Here is a 15762-nt window from a genome sequence, read left to right as displayed (position 1 = left end):
GGCGTTTGTTTAACAATAATTTCTACTTTAGTCTATGCAGCTACCAAAAATCAAAATTCCTAAGAAATATCTGAAGATTGGCGCCTGGGTTTTGGGTGTCTTTTTACTGTTATTGGTTTCTTTAGGTGCTATCGCTTACAGCAAAAGGGAAGCTTTACTTAAAAAAATGATTGCCAAGGCCATTGCCAAAGCAGATAAGGATTATGGCCTGGATGTTAAAATTGGTTCTGCAGGTTTTAGTGGCCTAAGTGCCGTACGCATGAGGAACATTTCTGTTGTACCTAAAGACCGCGATACCTTGAGCACTATTAACGATATTACGGTTGGTGTTAAATTATTTCCACTCTTGTTTGGCAATGTCAAGCTATCAGAAATCAACCTGGATAAAGGTAAACTGAATATTGTATTAAGAGATACTTTAACAAACCTCGATTTCATCCTCAAAAGAAAAAAGAAAGACAGTACTACGAGTTCAAATAAAGTTGCATTGAGCGATCTTGCCAATAATTTGTTGAACGAGGTTCTTTATAAAATCCCCGACAATATGCAGATCAAGGATTTTATGATGAAATTGAACGACAACGATACGGCTTCCCTTTCATTTTTAACCACCAGCGCTACAATCGATGGCGGAGAGTTAAAATCTAATATTCTAGTCAATGATACCGTTGCTACCTGGCATGTTAACGGCAAGGTAAAGCCTGGTAAAAAACAATTGGATGTGATGGTTTTTGCCGATGGAAAAAAAGTAGAGCTACCCAGTTATCTAGAAAACAAACTCCATACAAAAGTAAGTTTCGATACCGTAAGAACCGAAATGAAAGATGCCGATTATAGTGGCGACAATTATAAGATATCTGGCTCTTGGAGTGTTAAAAACCTATTGATCAACCAAAAGCGAATATCTGCTGCCGATGTGATCGTACCAGATGCCAAGGTTGACGCAGACATGCTGATTGGAGAAAATTTTGTTTGCCTGGACAGCACTTCGACCATTTACCTTAAAAATGCAACCGTACATCCCTACCTGAAATATACTTTGTCGCCGAATAAGATTTACGAGATGAAGGTAAATGCAGAAGAACAAGATGCACAGGCTATTTTCGATTCGTTCCCTTTGGGCTTGTTCGAATCTTTAGAAGGAATGAAAGTAACTGGCAAATTAAAGTATAATCTTGATTTTTATCTAGACACTTCCATGCCCGACAGTGTGAGGTTCAATTCTACACTTACCCCCACTAATTTCAAGATCGTAAAATGGGGTAAAACAGATCTACAGAAAATCAATTCTGATTTTATCTACACGCCCTACGAATATGGTAAGCCTATGCGGGATATCATGATTGGGCCATCAAACCCTAATTTTACAAGGCTGGAAGATATCTCCTTTAATTTTAGAAATGCATTGCTGACCTCAGAAGACCCTTCATTTTTTAGACATAAGGGCTTTGTAGAAGAATCTATCCGCAGGTCTATTGCTGTAAACTTTAAAGAAAAGCGCTTTAAACGCGGAGGGAGTACCATTTCTATGCAATTGGTAAAAAATGTTTTCCTTAGTCGTCAGAAAACGTTGGCCCGTAAAGCTGAAGAGATCCTGATTGTGTGGTTAATCGAGAACAACAGATTGATCAGCAAACAACGCATGTTAGAAGTCTATTTCAACATTATTGAAATGGGACCAAATGTATATGGCATTGGTGAAGCTTCACACTATTACTTTAGCAAGTCGCCTTCAGAACTAACCGTTGGTGAGGGGATATTTTTGGCCAACATTGTACCTAAACCCAAAGCCGCCCTGTATAAATTTATGAGCGATGGCAGTTTAAAAGAATACCTTTTCCCTTATTTCAACTTTATAGGCAATACCATGGCCAAAAGGGGCTTAACGCCCGCCGACACAAGTGGATATGGTTTTTATGGTGTCCGTTTACGCGAAGGTTTGAGACAATACCTGCTGCCAGATTCTGCTGTTATCGACACCGCAGCAATGGATACAGATGATGAGACCATGGTTGCTTCGCCAGAAGTTACACAAGAAAAATCGAGAAACCTGATCGAGCGCATATTCGGCACTTCTAAAAAAGATACGGTTAAAGTCCAAACAAAAACAGATACCGTTAAGACTAAAAAACAGATTCGTCAAGAGCGACGGGAAGAGCGCAGAAAGAAAAAGGAAAATGGAGGTTAAAACAAAGCGATGAACAAAATTCAAGTACACGATAAAGAATTCGAAATCCTGTTGGAGAACGACAGCATCAATAAACGGACCCGCTTGATTGGTATCCAGTTAAATGTAGATTACGAAAATCGTTGTCCCGTTTTTATTGGCGTGCTTAATGGAAGCTTTTTGTTTATGGCAGATCTGATCAAAGAAATCGACATTGCTTGTGAAGTTGGCTTTATCCGCGTTGCATCTTACCATGGCACCGAAAGTGTTGGAGAGATCAAAGAAACTTTTGGCTTACCAAGCGATTTAAACGGTAGAGATGTAATTGTAGTAGAGGACATTGTAGATACTGGCCTTACCCTAAAATATATCTTGGCAAAAGTACATGAACAAAATCCGGCCTCAGTAACCGTCTGTAGCCTATTGTTTAAACCCGCCGCCTTAAAAGAACCAATAGCAGAACTCAATTATGTAGGTTTCGAAATCCCGAACGAGTTTGTGGTGGGTTACGGTTTAGATTATAATGGTTTAGGCAGAAACCTGAAAGATATTTATAGGGCCGTATAGTTTTAAACCTACAGTTAAAATCTGATATTTTTTTCCGAGTTTTGCATCCATATTAAAATTAAACCTCCATGACCATACATAAAGAAGGCTATACCTCGATCGCACTTACTGTATTATTTATTTTTATCATCAACGCAGTTGTAGATTATAAATTTGCTGATATCTTTTGGCTACGTTGGTTTGTTTATATCCTTTCTTTTGCCTTGTTCGTAATTGTGCTCCAGTTTTTCAGAAACCCGAGCAGGACTTTTACCAATGGCGACAATCTGGTGATCTGCCCTGCAGATGGTAAAGTAGTGGTGATAGAAGAAACCGAAGAAGGAGAATACTTTAAAGACAAACGTTTACAAGTGTCGATCTTCATGTCGCCGATCAACGTACACATCAACCGTAACCCCATTTCTGGTGTGGTTAAATTTTTTAAATACCACCCAGGTAAATATCTGGCCGCTTGGAACCCAAAATCAAGTACAGAAAACGAACGTACCACAACCGTTGTAGAACATCAAAATGGTACGCCTGTATTGTTCAGACAAATTGCTGGTGCTTTGGCACGTAGAATTGTTTGGTACATCAAAGAAGGAGATCAAGTGGTACAGACAGAGCAGTTTGGTTTTATCAAATTTGGTTCAAGGGTTGATATCTTTTTACCGATCGGAACCAAGGTTAATCTTCAATTAGACCAAGTAGTTAAAGGCGGGATAACCGTATTGGCAGAACTGAGCTAGTTAAACTCATTTAAAACATTATTACGATTTATAAAATATACTTGGTCGGGATTTATAATCTCGACCTTTTTTATTTTTAATAGAACAAACTAGCGTCCTAATCCTTGTCAAACACAAAGTGGCCCTATTTATTAAAGGTTCAGGAAAGCAATATCAGTAACTTTTCGGCTAGTCTAGTCCCGCTTTTCTTTCCTGCTGATGAAGAATCAGCATCCACTGCAATCAGGTTTATATCACCAAGCTAGTGGTTTTTAGCAAACTTCAGCCCTAAATAGTTGCATAGACCTACGTTCGTTAAACGGGATTGAAATGGAAATCCTTTTTGGGATAGCGAAGCATTACAAAAAGATTGGAATGGAAAGCCCGAGCAACATTAAAAAAAGCACAGAAACCTGCTTTCCCAATCAAATAAAATGTTGTAAAATTATGTTGATCTGGATTTATAATCCCGACCTTATGCTTTTAATTTAAGTAGTTTTTTTGGAACTATCTCAAGCCAAAGCACCACCTCAACGGTCTCCTAAAATCGGCCTTGGCCTGTTCGGAAAGCAATAAATAAGCCCAACTACTTCCTTTAACAGAACAGGGCGCAGCTGCGGCTTTTTTTGCATACTTTTTTCAGCTGAAGGAAAAAAGTTTGTCCGCGAAGCGACAGAACCATCAAATTGTAGCAGGAAATAATTGATTTTAGTCCTGAATCTACAATTCCGACCTTATACTTTTAAGCAAGCTTCTCTATCTCTATCAACAACCTATTTTGTTGCCACAGCCTTATCGCCACCAACAGTTCTCTGCGTTGGGTACGCAAAATCCGAACCATATTGATGTACAATTTCAATGATCTTATAGTTTACCTCTTCTTTAATTTTAAGGTAGTCGTTAAAATCAATGTTCTGTACCAGATATAGCACTTGGATATTTAAGGCAGAATCTGCGAAACTATCAAAAGTAACCACACCATCAGAAGTATGGGGGTTTTGCAGCAGAAACTCGTTAAGGTCTGCAATCATCTTTTTGATCATCTCCGACTCAGTTTCATAGACAATTCCGATGTTAAACTTAACTCTACGGTAATTTCTGCGGGTCAGGTTTTCCAAAACGCCGTCTATCATCGCTCGGTTAGGGATAACAATGGTTGTTTTGTCGGTACTCCGCAAAACGGTGCTCCTGAAGCCCACTTTTTCTATCGTTCCTTCTACACCATCAACTTTAACCAGATCGCCTACAGTAAAGGGTTTATCCATAAATATGGTAAACGAACCAATCAGGTTCTCCAAACTTTCTTTGGCCGCCAAAGCAATCGCAATACCACCTATTCCCAGCCCCGTAATCAAGCTCAATGCATTTACTTCAAACACATAGCCCAATAACACAAAAAACCCGATAAAATAAATGATGAACTTAAAAAGTTCCTTTAAAAATGGCACCAACTGATCATCGGCCTTGTTATCCGATTTAGCGGCCCTGTACATAAATACATGCGCCACAAAATCGATGATCCTTAAAATGATCCAGAAGAAGGAAAGGATAATGAGGAATAAAAATACCTTATCCAAGAGCTCACCTAAGGTAAACTCTTGGGGTACTTTTATTTTGTCTACAACTTTATGGTAATGGAATACCGCTACGTCTAAGGGGTGTTTAAGCTGGTTAACAGCCAAGTACAACGAAGATAAAGTGATAAAAAACTCAATCGGCTTTAAAAGTAGCGCAATGAAAGTTTCCATTTTTACTTCGTCGGCAAATTTTTTGAACAGTTTAAACAAGAGTTGACTTAAAACACGAGAAACAACTCGTTTCAATAGAGTCCAAGCAAGAGAATACCGCCAAACAGACAATAGGCCTGTACGGTGTTACCCCAAATTAACTGTCCAAAAAATTCACTATTCATTATACCAATTGTTTTAATGCAATTTCAAATGCTGTACTTGATAGGTTTGTTCTATTTTTAGATACCGCATATACATTTTGTAATGCTTTATTGATCACCGAAGAGGCATCAGAGAAAATCGCATCATCGCTCATTTCTACGTTTCGCTGCATCAGATAGGCAAAAACCCTTGCCATACCGCAGTTCGCAATAAAGTCGGGGATTACGGCCACATGGTTATCTGCATGCTCCATAATACTACCAAAGAAGATTTCTTTATCTGCAAAAGGCACATTCGCGCCACAAGAGATTACTTCTAAGCCACCTTTGATCAACTGGTCTACTTCTGCTTGTTGTACCAACCTAGAAGAAGCCGCAGGCACAAAAATCTCTGCACCAATGCTCCAGATCTTTTCACTGGCCTCTGCAAAAGGGATCAAGTTAGCCGCAACCAATGTATTGTTTTCTCTTTTGTTAAATAAAGTGGTCATCTCTTCTACTGTAAATCCTTCTGTATTGATCAATCCACCTACACGATCAATAATTCCTACCACTTTAACGCCTGCCTGAGCCAAATAATATCCTGCAGCAGCAGCAACATTACCCCAGCCCTGGATGATTGCCTTTTTGCCTTTCAATTCTCCACCCCAGATATTGTAATAATGTCTGATGGCTTCAGAAACACCATAGCCGGTGATCATATCCGCTACTTTGTATTTTCTTTTGATATCCGGTGTATAATCCAGATCTTCTAATACTTTAGAAACACCATACCGCAATTGACCAATCTGGTGGATACGCTCATTTTCCCTTGCTTGATAATGACCATTGATTACACCTTCTTGTGGATGCCACAAACCATAACTTTCTGTAATTGGAATAACTTCGTGGATTTCGTCGATGTTAAGGTCTCCACCAGTACCATAATAACTTTTTAACAAGGGCATAACCGCTTTGTACCAACGTTGTAAAACTTCTTTTTTACGAGGATCAGCCGGGTCAAAGTTGATACCAGATTTCGCACCCCCAATTGGTGGACCAGAAACTGTAAATTTAACTTCCATTGTTTTTGCCAACGATTCTACCTCACGTTTATCCAAGCCCTTACGCATCCGTGTACCACCACCAGCAGCGCCACCACGCAAAGAGTTGATCACTACCCAACCTTCTGCCTCAGATTCTTTATCTTTCCATTCAAAAACAATCTCAGGTTGTTTTTCTTCGTATTTTTTTAACAAGTCTTTCATTTCAATTCATATTTGGTGCCGCAAAGATATAAACAAAAAAACCTCCACGAAGTTAATCGTGAAGGTTATATCTTTTTATTGAAGAATATTATTTTCTTAAAGATTTGATACGAGCAGCTTTACCAGTTAACTCACGTAGATAGAACAATTTAGCTCTACGCACTTTACCATGACTGTTAACTTCTACTTTATCAATATTTGGAGAATTAATTGGGAAGATACGCTCTACTCCAACTCCATTACTCATCTTACGAACAGTAAACGTTTCGTTTGCACCAGCACTGTTACGTTGAATAACAACACCTTGGTAAATTTGAATACGTTCTTTATTACCTTCGCGAATTTTATAGTGAACACTCACTGTATCTCCTGATTTGAAAGAAGGAAACTCATTTTTCGCGATTACCTGCTCTTCTACAAATTTTACTAAATCCATGATTTTAAGCTATTAAGCCGATTTTTTGTTGTTTAAAATCGGACTGCAATATTAGGAAATTTATTTTAAAAATAAAAGTGATGTTCAAAATAAATTTATTTTTTAACAAACTATAGTTTTTCCACAATGCGCGGCGCTCTTAAATCCTGTTGTTTCGTTAACTTTCTGGGTTTCTGACCACACGATTTACTTGAGCAGGTCTGGTCTACGTTCTTGTGTTCGTTTTACCGCTTCGTCGTGCCTCCACTCGTTAATTTTAGCCTCATGCCCACTCAACAAAACAGCTGGCACCTTATGTCCTCGCCAATCTGCTGGTCGAGTGTAATTTGGCGCATCTAGCAGATCATCTTGAAAACTATCCGAAAGGGCAGAGGTCTCATCATTTAAAACGCCAGGCACTAAACGCACAACGGCGTCTACCAAAACCGCAGCTGGCAATTCTCCTCCAGACAGCACATAATCGCCGATAGAAATCTCTTTGGTCACAAAAATATCCCTTATTCTTTGGTCTATCCCCTTATAGTGCCCGCATAAAATGATGATGTTCTTTTTGATCGAAAGCGTATTCGCAATTCCTTGGTTTAAGGTTTCCCCATCCGGACTCATAAAGATAACCTCATCGTACTCGCGTTCTGATTGTAGTTTTTCTATACAGAGCGCAAACGGCTCGATAGACATTACCATTCCACTGCCACCACCATAAGGATAATCGTCAACACTTTTTTGTTTATTGGTTGCGTAGTCCCTTAAATTATGGACGATGATCTCGGCAATACCCTTTTTCTGCGCTCTTTGTAAAATAGAATGTGCAAAAGGGCTTGTCAATAAATCTGGCAAAACGGAAATGATATCAAAACGCATGCTGCAAAGATAAGATTTTGCAGCATGCGTTTGGTCAAGGTGTAGCGATATTTCTTTGGATTGCTGTTGCTTCCCAGATCTGGCTTGGCGACCTTAATTTATAGAACTGCAACCTATATCCCTTAGCAAGACCTTTTTTATATGCCCCCGCATCAAGATTTAAACTTCCTGTTTTTACGCCTTTAAGAAATAGGGTATTCGGCACTTCTGCAGGCAGGCCAACGAAAAGCACCTTTACACTCTCTAATGTTGTATTTGAGGTGAAATACAATACTCTACCTTGACCACTTACATTTTTTACCTCAATGCCGATTTTGGTTGTCTTATCATTTGGATCAACAGCAGCACCTTTGATTTCCCAATAGGGTTTTAAACTCAACTCTTTTTTTATCTGTGCATCCGCAGTTATTGCAGCGCAAACAAATACAATCAACATTAATTTTTTCATTGGAATACGATTTGTTTTTAATGATGATGAAGCTAACCTATTGAAGTGTCAATACATCCATCTAATCGATGAAAGGCTAAACCCACTCGATGAAGGGAAGATTGGTTCTTATTTTCAATCTCCTTCTTCCAGTTGAAAGATCTTTCTACCGGAACATTAAAAACCTTGGCCATTTTTAAAGCCAGTACTGTTGATGGCACGTACTTGCCCGATTCAATGGTATTGATGGTCTGTCTAGACACTTGGATAAAATCTGCCAATTCGGCCTGCGTGATATTTTTGATAGCACGTTGTACTCTTAGGTTATTTTTCATAGGTCAAATCCTCCGCTAATGTATCTAATGTTTGCTTATCTTTAAAACTTACATATCCCATTCTGATGACAAAAAACACCAGCAAAGAAAACTGTGCAATGGTCAATACAAATAAAAAGATGAAGGAGTAAAATGTCATTGTAGCGATCAATAATACCAAATAATTAAAATATACGGCCAATTGAAGACTTTCCAGTCTTTTTTGCATGAGCATTTCATCTTCTGTTTTGTTTTGTGAAAATGCCCAAAGCAATAACCCAACAACGAAGACCAAATAAACGATTTGGGTGGTTACATAGGGCATCCCGTTGGGGTCTATCATCAAGGCGAGAACAAAATAGACAAACCCAGCCACCGCAAGGATTATCCCTATTTTTCGAAAAGGTTGATTGGGCAGGAATCTAGGCTGGCTGATCAGATAGCTTTCTTTATCAATATGCTTAAGGTAATTATATCTGGCGATAAAGATCAGCAAAGGCGTAAAGATGTTCAGTTCTGAAGCATCATGACCCACAAAAGGAATTTCGCCAATGATAAAACTGTATAAGAATGCGCCTAAATAAATTAAATAATAGGTCATTACGCTCCAATACAAAGCATTAAGCCGCAGTTTGGCACTGAGTTCATCTTCTTTTTTGCTTTTGGAGAAGGCAATCAGTAGTAGCCCAATAACCACCAAGAAAATGGCAAGTTCATTGGTAAAGTTTTCTACCGACTTTTCGAAAAGGGTATCTTTTGCCCTCAGTTGAAACCCAAAGTTTGGGATCTGGTACTTGTTAAAGATGTTGAGATAACCCAACACAAAGCCTGGAATAGCCAGTAGGTAACCAACAATACTACACCATGTTGGAAACAGGAATTTACTTTTCATTTTGATTTCTTTTAAGTATTACAATAGATTCCATGATTGCGCATCAAGTTTGTTTGAACAAATGTAAAACAAAATTGACACTAATGTCAAGTATTTTTGACTAAAAGATTAAAATATTTTACAAAACCCCTTAAATCCTATCATTAAGGGCATTAATGAAAAAAAATAAATTAGTTGTCAAGAGACCTGAAGACCATTTCTCCGGCTTCTTGCCCTGTTTGGCTACCAATGGCGATTCCCATTCCGTTACACCTTACTGCACAAAAAATATTGGCTTGTAACTCTTCTACAATAGGGGCTAACTTTGGTCCAAATGCCATGATCCCACTCCATTTATGTTCTATTTCAATATGGGTTGCTGGCAGGATGACTTCTTTTAATAAGTTATGTAATGCTTGTTGTACAGCTACGGTTTCGCCAAACTCAGTGGTTTCTTCTGCTTTAATATCTAGGTTTCTGGCCCCGCCCAACAAGATCCTACCATCTATATTCCTAAAATAGTAATAGCCCAAATCGTAATGGAATGTTCCTTTTACCTTTAGGTTAGGGATGGGTTTGGTAACGATTACCTGTCCACGACCCGGAACTACAGCTAGGTCTGGCAATAGCTCGTTTATAAAGGCATTGGTAGTAAGCAGCGCTTTTTTACAAGTAAATGTTCCTTGTTCGGTTTTTAAATCAATTTTATCATTTGCCCTAACGAGCTCTTCTACTTTGCAACAGTTCAGAACCTGAACTCCCATAGCTGTAGCCTTGGCCAATAGGGCCTTCATCATCATTCCTGGGTCTATTTGCGCTTCCAATCTACATTCGATCAAGGCGTCTATCCCTTTAAAACCAAACTCATCTATCCGATAATCAACCTGCCTGTAAACGTCTTTTTGTAGTACAATATCTTCAATGAGGGTGTTAAAATGGCTTAATTTTGCTACACATTTTTCTGTCAGGCTAGCTTGTTGGGGCCTAAAAAGTTCAAAACCTCCATTGTTCTGATAGGAAATCTGCTCGTCTCCCAATAAATTTCTAAGCTTCAAAAGTCCCTTCCACCTTTTAGAAATCAGACTGTGTAAGCCATCGGTTCCACTTAATTTTTCTTGCTCAATTAATTCGGAGATGCTACCAAAACAAGCAAACCCAGCATTCTTTGTACTTGCTCCAGACGGAAAAAACCCTCTTTCCAGCATCAAAACGCTAATTTTTGGTGCCAAGCTCTTGATTTCAATGGCCGCATTTAGACCAACAATGCCAGTGCCCACAATGATGACGTCGGCGTGAAAGAAATTTTTCTTTTCCCAATAAGAAAGGTTATCGTACATCGCTAAATGATTTGTAATTTTTTTATGTCTGTTAAATATGGGAACACTTTTTGATTTAACGAAACTGAAAAACATACACTTTTGATATGGGAACCTATTTAATTTTAATCATCCCGGTATTATTGTTGAGCATGTTTGTGCAATGGCGATTTAGAAATAAATTTTCAAAATATGCAGAAATGCAACTCAACTCTGGTTTCTCGGGCAAGGAAGTAGCTGAAAAAATGCTACACGATAACGGCATATACAATGTTAAGGTAATGAGCATGGAAGGGCAACTTACCGACCACTATAATCCAGCAGAATTAACTGTTAATCTAAGTACTGATGTTTATTATGGCCGTAGCGTTGCTGCCGCTGCTGTTGCTGCACACGAATGTGGACACGCAGTACAGCATGCAAAATCTTATAGCTGGTTGCAATTGCGCTCTAGTATGGTGCCGGTAGTAAGCATCTCATCAAACCTTTTACAATGGGTATTGTTGATTGGCGTAATGCTGATTATTTTTAATGGGCCGCCAATTGTATTGGCCATTGGCGTGGCAGGCTTGGCCTTGATCACCATCTTCAGTTTTATTACACTGCCCGTAGAGTTTGATGCGAGCAAACGTGCGCTGCTTTGGTTGAGGAACAATCATAGCATCATGTATACCGAAGAAGAAAATGTACAGGCCAAAGATGCCTTATGGTGGGCAGCAATGACCTATGTGGTTGCGGCCTTAGGTGCACTTGCCAACTTACTCTATTACGCTTCCGTATTATTTGGTAGCCGTAGAGATTAAAATACAACCTATGAAAACTGAAAAGGCTGATATCAATGGTATCAGCCTTTTTAATGGAATAAAATTTTACTTTTCAACAAGCTTATCAGCTAAGATAATTGTCTTATTGATTTCTTTAAAATAACCATTTAATGAATGATTAGATGGTTTACTTGTTGCTTGATATTGCTCGATAAGTGGCAAAGTCTTCATGATTTTTAAAGTTATATGGAGGTCGTACAATGACATCTTTTTAACTCCTATCTGCTTAAGCAGGGCTGTCTGTTTCACAATACTTTTATCATATTTTGATGCGCTGTTCTCAATCATTAACCTAATTCTTTCTCTTAGGACTGAATCTCTTATTTCGGTTACTTTTCCTTTTGCACTGCCATAGTATCGTTGGTTCTTTCCGTCATAATCAACAAATTTTTCCGTCGAATCAACCTCACTTTCCTTCAGGGCTTTAATTTTTAGCTCTAGCTCGTTTAGTTCCGGTGTATTTTTTGCCAATTCCTCGTATAGTTTTTCCAAAAGATCGTCATAGTGTCTTTTAGAAAGCACATTAATTGATAGACTTTCATTCTTGAGCGCCTTTGGCACATCATTGTTTTCTGATGCCTGTTTACTTGAGCAAGAGAAAAGCGTTAAAACGATGAAGAAGATAATAAACCGATTTGTTTTCATAACCTTAGTGTATTCAAAATAAATATAGCTTTTTTTTCGAAACACGCTGGGTGAATTGGCTTGAAAACTAGATAACCTTTAATTCCGCTAGAATCTGCAGAGGAAAAAACACATGATAGATAGGAGAACAATAGGCTCAATAGAAAGCGCGGTCCTAACTTCAAATAAGAGGAACAGAAAAAATCTAATTTAACTTATAAGGAACGATGAGCTGAAACTCTGGAATATCTACGTTAAAACTGGTCTCGTCAACCAAGCGGTTCATAAGGTAATGACCTCGCATACTTCCAATATCTGTTTTTAGATTACATCCCGATACATAAGAATAATTATGCCCCGGCTCAATTACGGGCTGAACACCAACTACACCTTCTCCCTCTACTTCTCTAACAGAGCCGTTCGAATCGAAGATAAACCATTGACGGCGCATCAATTGAATTGCATAATCTGACAAATTTTCTATCTCTATACGGTAAGCAAACATAAAATGTTCGTTTGCCGGATTAGAATGTTCGTCTTGGTAAATGGTTTCTACCGAAATTTTTACACCTTGCGTTATAGCTGTAACCATTTGTTAAATTTATAAAATGCTTTTCAATAATCAAGCCATTTCTGAAAAAGGTAAAATATGTTCGTATTTTTCTGCCACTTCGTCCAAAATCTGGTGGATGGTGTCAATATTTTCTTCTTTCACCAACATCATTCTATAGTTTTTAAAGTCGGGCAATCCTTTAAAATAATTGGCGTAATGTCTTCTCATCTCAAACACCCCCACTTTAGGGCCTTTCCATTCAATAGATTTATTGAGATGGGTTGTGCAGGCAATTATCCTTTCATCTAAAGTTGGGCCCGCTAAAAATTCTCCTGTTTTAAAGAAGTGTTTAACCTCTCTAAAAATCCATGGATAACCAATTGCCGCTCTACCAATCATAATTCCATCTACCTCGTATTCCATGCGCCAAGCTGCGGCTTTTACAGCGCTGTCTACATCACCATTGCCAAAAATTGGTATTTTGATTCGTGGATTTCGTTTGATTTCTCTGATCAATGTCCAATCCGCTTCGCCCTTGTATAATTGTGCGCGTGTACGGCCATGGATCGTCAAAGCTTGAATACCGATGTCTTGCAAACGTTCCGCAACTTCGTAAACATTTTTGGTGTTATCATCCCAACCTAAGCGGGTTTTAACGGTTACAGGCAAATGTGTCGCTTTAACTACCGCATCTGTCATTTTAACCATTTTATCGATGTCCTGCAGCAAACTTGCACCGGCTCCACGACAAGCCACGTTTTTAACCGGGCAACCGTAATTGATGTCCATGAGGTCGGGACCTGCCAATGTTGCAATCTCCGTTGCTTCCCTCATGCTCTCAATGTCACTTCCAAATATCTGGATGCCTATTGGTCTTTCGTATTCAAAAATATCTAGTTTTTTTCTGCTTTTTGCGGCATCACGAATCAATCCCTCTGATGAAATAAACTCTGTATACATCAAATCGGCACCGCCTTGTTTACACACGTAACGGAAAGGTGATTCACTCACATCTTCCATCGGCGCCAACAACAAAGGGAACTCTCCCAAATCTATATTTCCTATCTTTACAGACATTTTTCTATCTTCAATGCAAAATTAAAGGTACAAAGGTACGAATATTACAAATAATGCAGCCCATCCAAACAACCAATAAAGAAAATAGCCCCTATGTACAGCTTTTACTGTTAGGCATTTACGCTTTGGTAGGGTTGATTGTTTTTGCATTGGTGGCCTTTGCGCTCATCTTTTTGGTGTATGATTTTGATGCTGTGCAAAGTTTAGTAGGGGTTAATCCAAACTTAAAAATGCACATCGGGGCGATGAAAATCATACTCACGGCCCAACAGCTTGGCCTTTTTTTAACGCCAGCACTTTTATTGGCCATTACAGAAGGCAGAAAGCCACATCGATTTTATGGAATGGCCCTGCCAAAACCCCAATTGATGCTGCTGGTTTTTATGCTCATGGCCTGTGCCATGCCTGCCATGGGCTTTGTGAACGAGTTGAACCAAAAAATGGTCCTTCCTGATTTTTTAAAAGGCATACAAGCGTGGATGAAAAGGTTAGAAGACGAAGGTGAAAAAACGACCATCGCACTTTTAAAAATGACTTCGTTTGGCGCTTACCTGATCAATCTATTTGTGGTGGCCATTGTTCCTGCCATCTGCGAAGAGTTTATCTTTAGGGGTGCTTTACAACGAACGTTTTTACGTTGGATCAAAAACCCACATGTAGCCATCTGGACTTCGGCGTTTATATTTAGCACAATCCACTTCCAATTTTTCGGGTTTTTTCCGCGCTTATTGCTAGGCGCTGGTTTTGGGTACATCTATTTTTGGACCAAAAGCATTTGGTGTACCATTTTCGCCCATTTCTTAAACAATGGTTTTGCAGTAACCATGGCCTGGTATTTTCAGCGGAACAACTTACCGATCAATCAAGACGAAGGCATGACCACACCCTGGTACGGCTATGTAATTAGTGCCATATTAACCATAGCTTTGCTTAAATTTTTAAAGGATGGAACCACCAAACAAGTAGAACAAGAGCATTAAGCCATGACAAACCTTATCCATCTTCAATTTTACACCATACCCATTTTATGAAAACAAGAGCAATAACCGCTTTCTTTTTTACCATCGTAATGCTTGGCTCTATTTTTTTAGGGGCCTATACTTTCACTTTTTTCTATTTGGCCTTAAGCATTGTTGCACTTTTAGAGTTTTACAAACTGGTTAAGATAGGAGGCATCCGCCCGCACCGAAATATCGCGGTTTTTGCAGCATCTGTTATGTTTTTACTCACGGCAGCCTATCATTTTTTTCAGTTTGAGCTGAAATATCTATTGCTCATTGTGCCTTTGATATTTTCGGTATTTATTCTAGAATTGTATAAAAAGAATAAGATTCCATTTGCCAACATCTCTTACACCTTTGTAGGTTTTATTTATGTAACCATCCCTTTCTGCTTTTTTTTCGCTTTGGGTTTCTTGGCCGATTTCAGCAATTACAGTTTCCATTTACCGCTGGCCTTTTTATTGTTGCTTTGGGCAAATGATACTGGCGCTTATCTATTTGGTGTTAAGTTTGGCAAAACCCGTTTATTTGAACGACATTCTCCTAAAAAATCTTGGGAAGGATTTTTCGGTGGGATGTTTACCAGCATTCTTGTTTCTTATCTGATCGCGATGCAGTTTACAGAAATGAGCCCCTTGATACTGGGCGGGAATGTCTTTTCTGATCGTTTGTTTTGGCACTTTAGGCGATCTGGTAGAGTCGATGCTTAAACGTAGCCTAGACGCAAAAGATTCTGGCAGCTTTTTACCAGGCCATGGTGGCTTTTTAGATCGTTTTGATGGCCTATTGATTGCTGCGCCTGTGGTTTATGTGTATTTATACCTGATTTTGTATTAAAACCATCATCTACATTTCCTTTATTCAAAAATTATATTTTTC

General features: G+C 38.8%; 18 protein-coding genes. 7 read left to right on the top strand and 11 right to left on the bottom strand.

Annotated features, from left to right (window positions below; translation table 11 throughout):
* Positions 1 to 34: 34 nt before the first annotated feature.
* The 3 genes from ACFJIZ_RS17320 (at position 35) to ACFJIZ_RS17310 (ending at position 3462) form a co-directional block, all read left to right on the top strand.
* Positions 35 to 2188 (top strand): transglycosylase domain-containing protein, encoded by a 2154-nt coding sequence (locus ACFJIZ_RS17320; protein WP_379086854.1) that lies wholly within the window; start codon positions 35 to 37, stop codon positions 2186 to 2188.
* Positions 2189 to 2197: 9 nt separating this feature from the next.
* On the top strand, positions 2198 to 2734 hold the full coding sequence (hpt, locus tag ACFJIZ_RS17315; protein WP_379086851.1) for a hypoxanthine phosphoribosyltransferase: 537 nt from the start codon (positions 2198 to 2200) through the stop codon (positions 2732 to 2734).
* A 68-nt stretch (positions 2735 to 2802) separates the two neighbouring features.
* Complete coding sequence (locus ACFJIZ_RS17310) at positions 2803 to 3462, top strand: phosphatidylserine decarboxylase family protein (protein WP_379086848.1); 660 nt, start codon at positions 2803 to 2805, stop codon at positions 3460 to 3462.
* A gap of 752 nt (positions 3463 to 4214) precedes the next feature.
* Here ACFJIZ_RS17310 and ACFJIZ_RS17305 read toward each other — a convergent pair.
* The 8 genes from ACFJIZ_RS17305 to ACFJIZ_RS17270 form a co-directional block, all read right to left on the bottom strand.
* Complete coding sequence (locus ACFJIZ_RS17305; protein ID WP_379086845.1) at positions 4215 to 5264, bottom strand: mechanosensitive ion channel family protein; 1050 nt, start codon at positions 5262 to 5264, stop codon at positions 4215 to 4217.
* A gap of 88 nt (positions 5265 to 5352) precedes the next feature.
* Complete coding sequence (locus ACFJIZ_RS17300; protein ID WP_379086842.1) at positions 5353 to 6579, bottom strand: Glu/Leu/Phe/Val dehydrogenase dimerization domain-containing protein; 1227 nt, start codon at positions 6577 to 6579, stop codon at positions 5353 to 5355.
* A gap of 88 nt (positions 6580 to 6667) precedes the next feature.
* Entirely contained in the window at positions 6668 to 7015 is a 348-nt protein-coding gene (gene rplS, locus ACFJIZ_RS17295) for a 50S ribosomal protein L19 (RefSeq protein WP_055133060.1), read from the bottom strand.
* 186 nt (positions 7016 to 7201) lie between these two features.
* A complete protein-coding gene (trmD, locus tag ACFJIZ_RS17290) occupies positions 7202 to 7876 on the bottom strand; it encodes a tRNA (guanosine(37)-N1)-methyltransferase TrmD (RefSeq protein WP_379086838.1) in 675 nt (224 codons plus the stop codon).
* Positions 7877 to 7910: 34 nt separating this feature from the next.
* On the bottom strand, positions 7911 to 8324 hold the full coding sequence (locus ACFJIZ_RS17285; protein WP_379086835.1) for a hypothetical protein: 414 nt from the start codon (positions 8322 to 8324) through the stop codon (positions 7911 to 7913).
* Positions 8325 to 8356: 32 nt separating this feature from the next.
* Positions 8357 to 8638, bottom strand: coding sequence for a helix-turn-helix transcriptional regulator (locus tag ACFJIZ_RS17280; RefSeq protein ID WP_379086832.1), 282 nt, complete (start codon positions 8636 to 8638; stop codon positions 8357 to 8359).
* Positions 8628 to 9509: a hypothetical protein gene (locus tag ACFJIZ_RS17275; RefSeq protein WP_379086829.1), complete on the bottom strand. Its 882-nt coding sequence runs from the start codon at positions 9507 to 9509 to the stop codon at positions 8628 to 8630. The genes ACFJIZ_RS17280 and ACFJIZ_RS17275 overlap by 11 nt, the downstream gene beginning before the upstream one ends.
* A gap of 170 nt (positions 9510 to 9679) precedes the next feature.
* The gene (locus tag ACFJIZ_RS17270; protein ID WP_379086826.1) at positions 9680 to 10825 is read right to left on the bottom strand and encodes an NAD(P)/FAD-dependent oxidoreductase; all 1146 of its coding nucleotides are present in this window, start codon (positions 10823 to 10825) and stop codon (positions 9680 to 9682) included.
* 86 nt (positions 10826 to 10911) lie between these two features.
* Between ACFJIZ_RS17270 and ACFJIZ_RS17265 the strand changes: the two genes are divergently transcribed.
* Positions 10912 to 11607 carry a zinc metallopeptidase gene (locus tag ACFJIZ_RS17265; protein ID WP_379086823.1) on the top strand — a complete coding sequence of 232 codons (696 nt, stop codon included), beginning with the start codon at positions 10912 to 10914 and terminating at the stop codon, positions 11605 to 11607.
* Between the two features lie 66 nt (positions 11608 to 11673).
* Here ACFJIZ_RS17265 and ACFJIZ_RS17260 read toward each other — a convergent pair whose 3' ends face one another.
* The 3 genes from ACFJIZ_RS17260 to dusB form a co-directional block, all read right to left on the bottom strand.
* On the bottom strand, positions 11674 to 12273 hold the full coding sequence (locus ACFJIZ_RS17260) for a hypothetical protein (RefSeq protein WP_379086821.1): 600 nt from the start codon (positions 12271 to 12273) through the stop codon (positions 11674 to 11676).
* Positions 12274 to 12457: 184 nt separating this feature from the next.
* Complete coding sequence (apaG, locus tag ACFJIZ_RS17255; protein WP_379086818.1) at positions 12458 to 12844, bottom strand: Co2+/Mg2+ efflux protein ApaG; 387 nt, start codon at positions 12842 to 12844, stop codon at positions 12458 to 12460.
* 30 nt (positions 12845 to 12874) lie between these two features.
* Positions 12875 to 13882: a tRNA dihydrouridine synthase DusB gene (gene dusB / locus ACFJIZ_RS17250; protein WP_379086815.1), complete on the bottom strand. Its 1008-nt coding sequence runs from the start codon at positions 13880 to 13882 to the stop codon at positions 12875 to 12877.
* A gap of 53 nt (positions 13883 to 13935) precedes the next feature.
* Here dusB and ACFJIZ_RS17245 point away from each other — a divergent pair, with 53 nt between their 5' ends.
* The 3 genes from ACFJIZ_RS17245 to ACFJIZ_RS17235 are packed head-to-tail and all read left to right on the top strand — an operon-like array spanning position 13936 to position 15720.
* On the top strand, positions 13936 to 14862 hold the full coding sequence (locus tag ACFJIZ_RS17245; protein WP_379086812.1) for a type II CAAX prenyl endopeptidase Rce1 family protein: 927 nt from the start codon (positions 13936 to 13938) through the stop codon (positions 14860 to 14862).
* Positions 14863 to 14909: 47 nt separating this feature from the next.
* A complete protein-coding gene (locus ACFJIZ_RS17240; RefSeq protein ID WP_379086809.1) occupies positions 14910 to 15593 on the top strand; it encodes a phosphatidate cytidylyltransferase in 684 nt (227 codons plus the stop codon).
* Positions 15586 to 15720: a phosphatidate cytidylyltransferase gene (locus ACFJIZ_RS17235; protein ID WP_379086806.1), complete on the top strand. Its 135-nt coding sequence runs from the start codon at positions 15586 to 15588 to the stop codon at positions 15718 to 15720. The genes ACFJIZ_RS17240 and ACFJIZ_RS17235 overlap by 8 nt, the downstream gene beginning before the upstream one ends.
* The last annotated feature ends 42 nt before the right edge of the window (positions 15721 to 15762 follow it).

This window comes from Pedobacter sp. UC225_65 (genome assembly GCF_042698365.1).
GTDB lineage: Bacteria > Bacteroidota > Bacteroidia > Sphingobacteriales > Sphingobacteriaceae > Pedobacter.
This window is presented reverse-complemented; position numbering and strand designations above follow the sequence as displayed.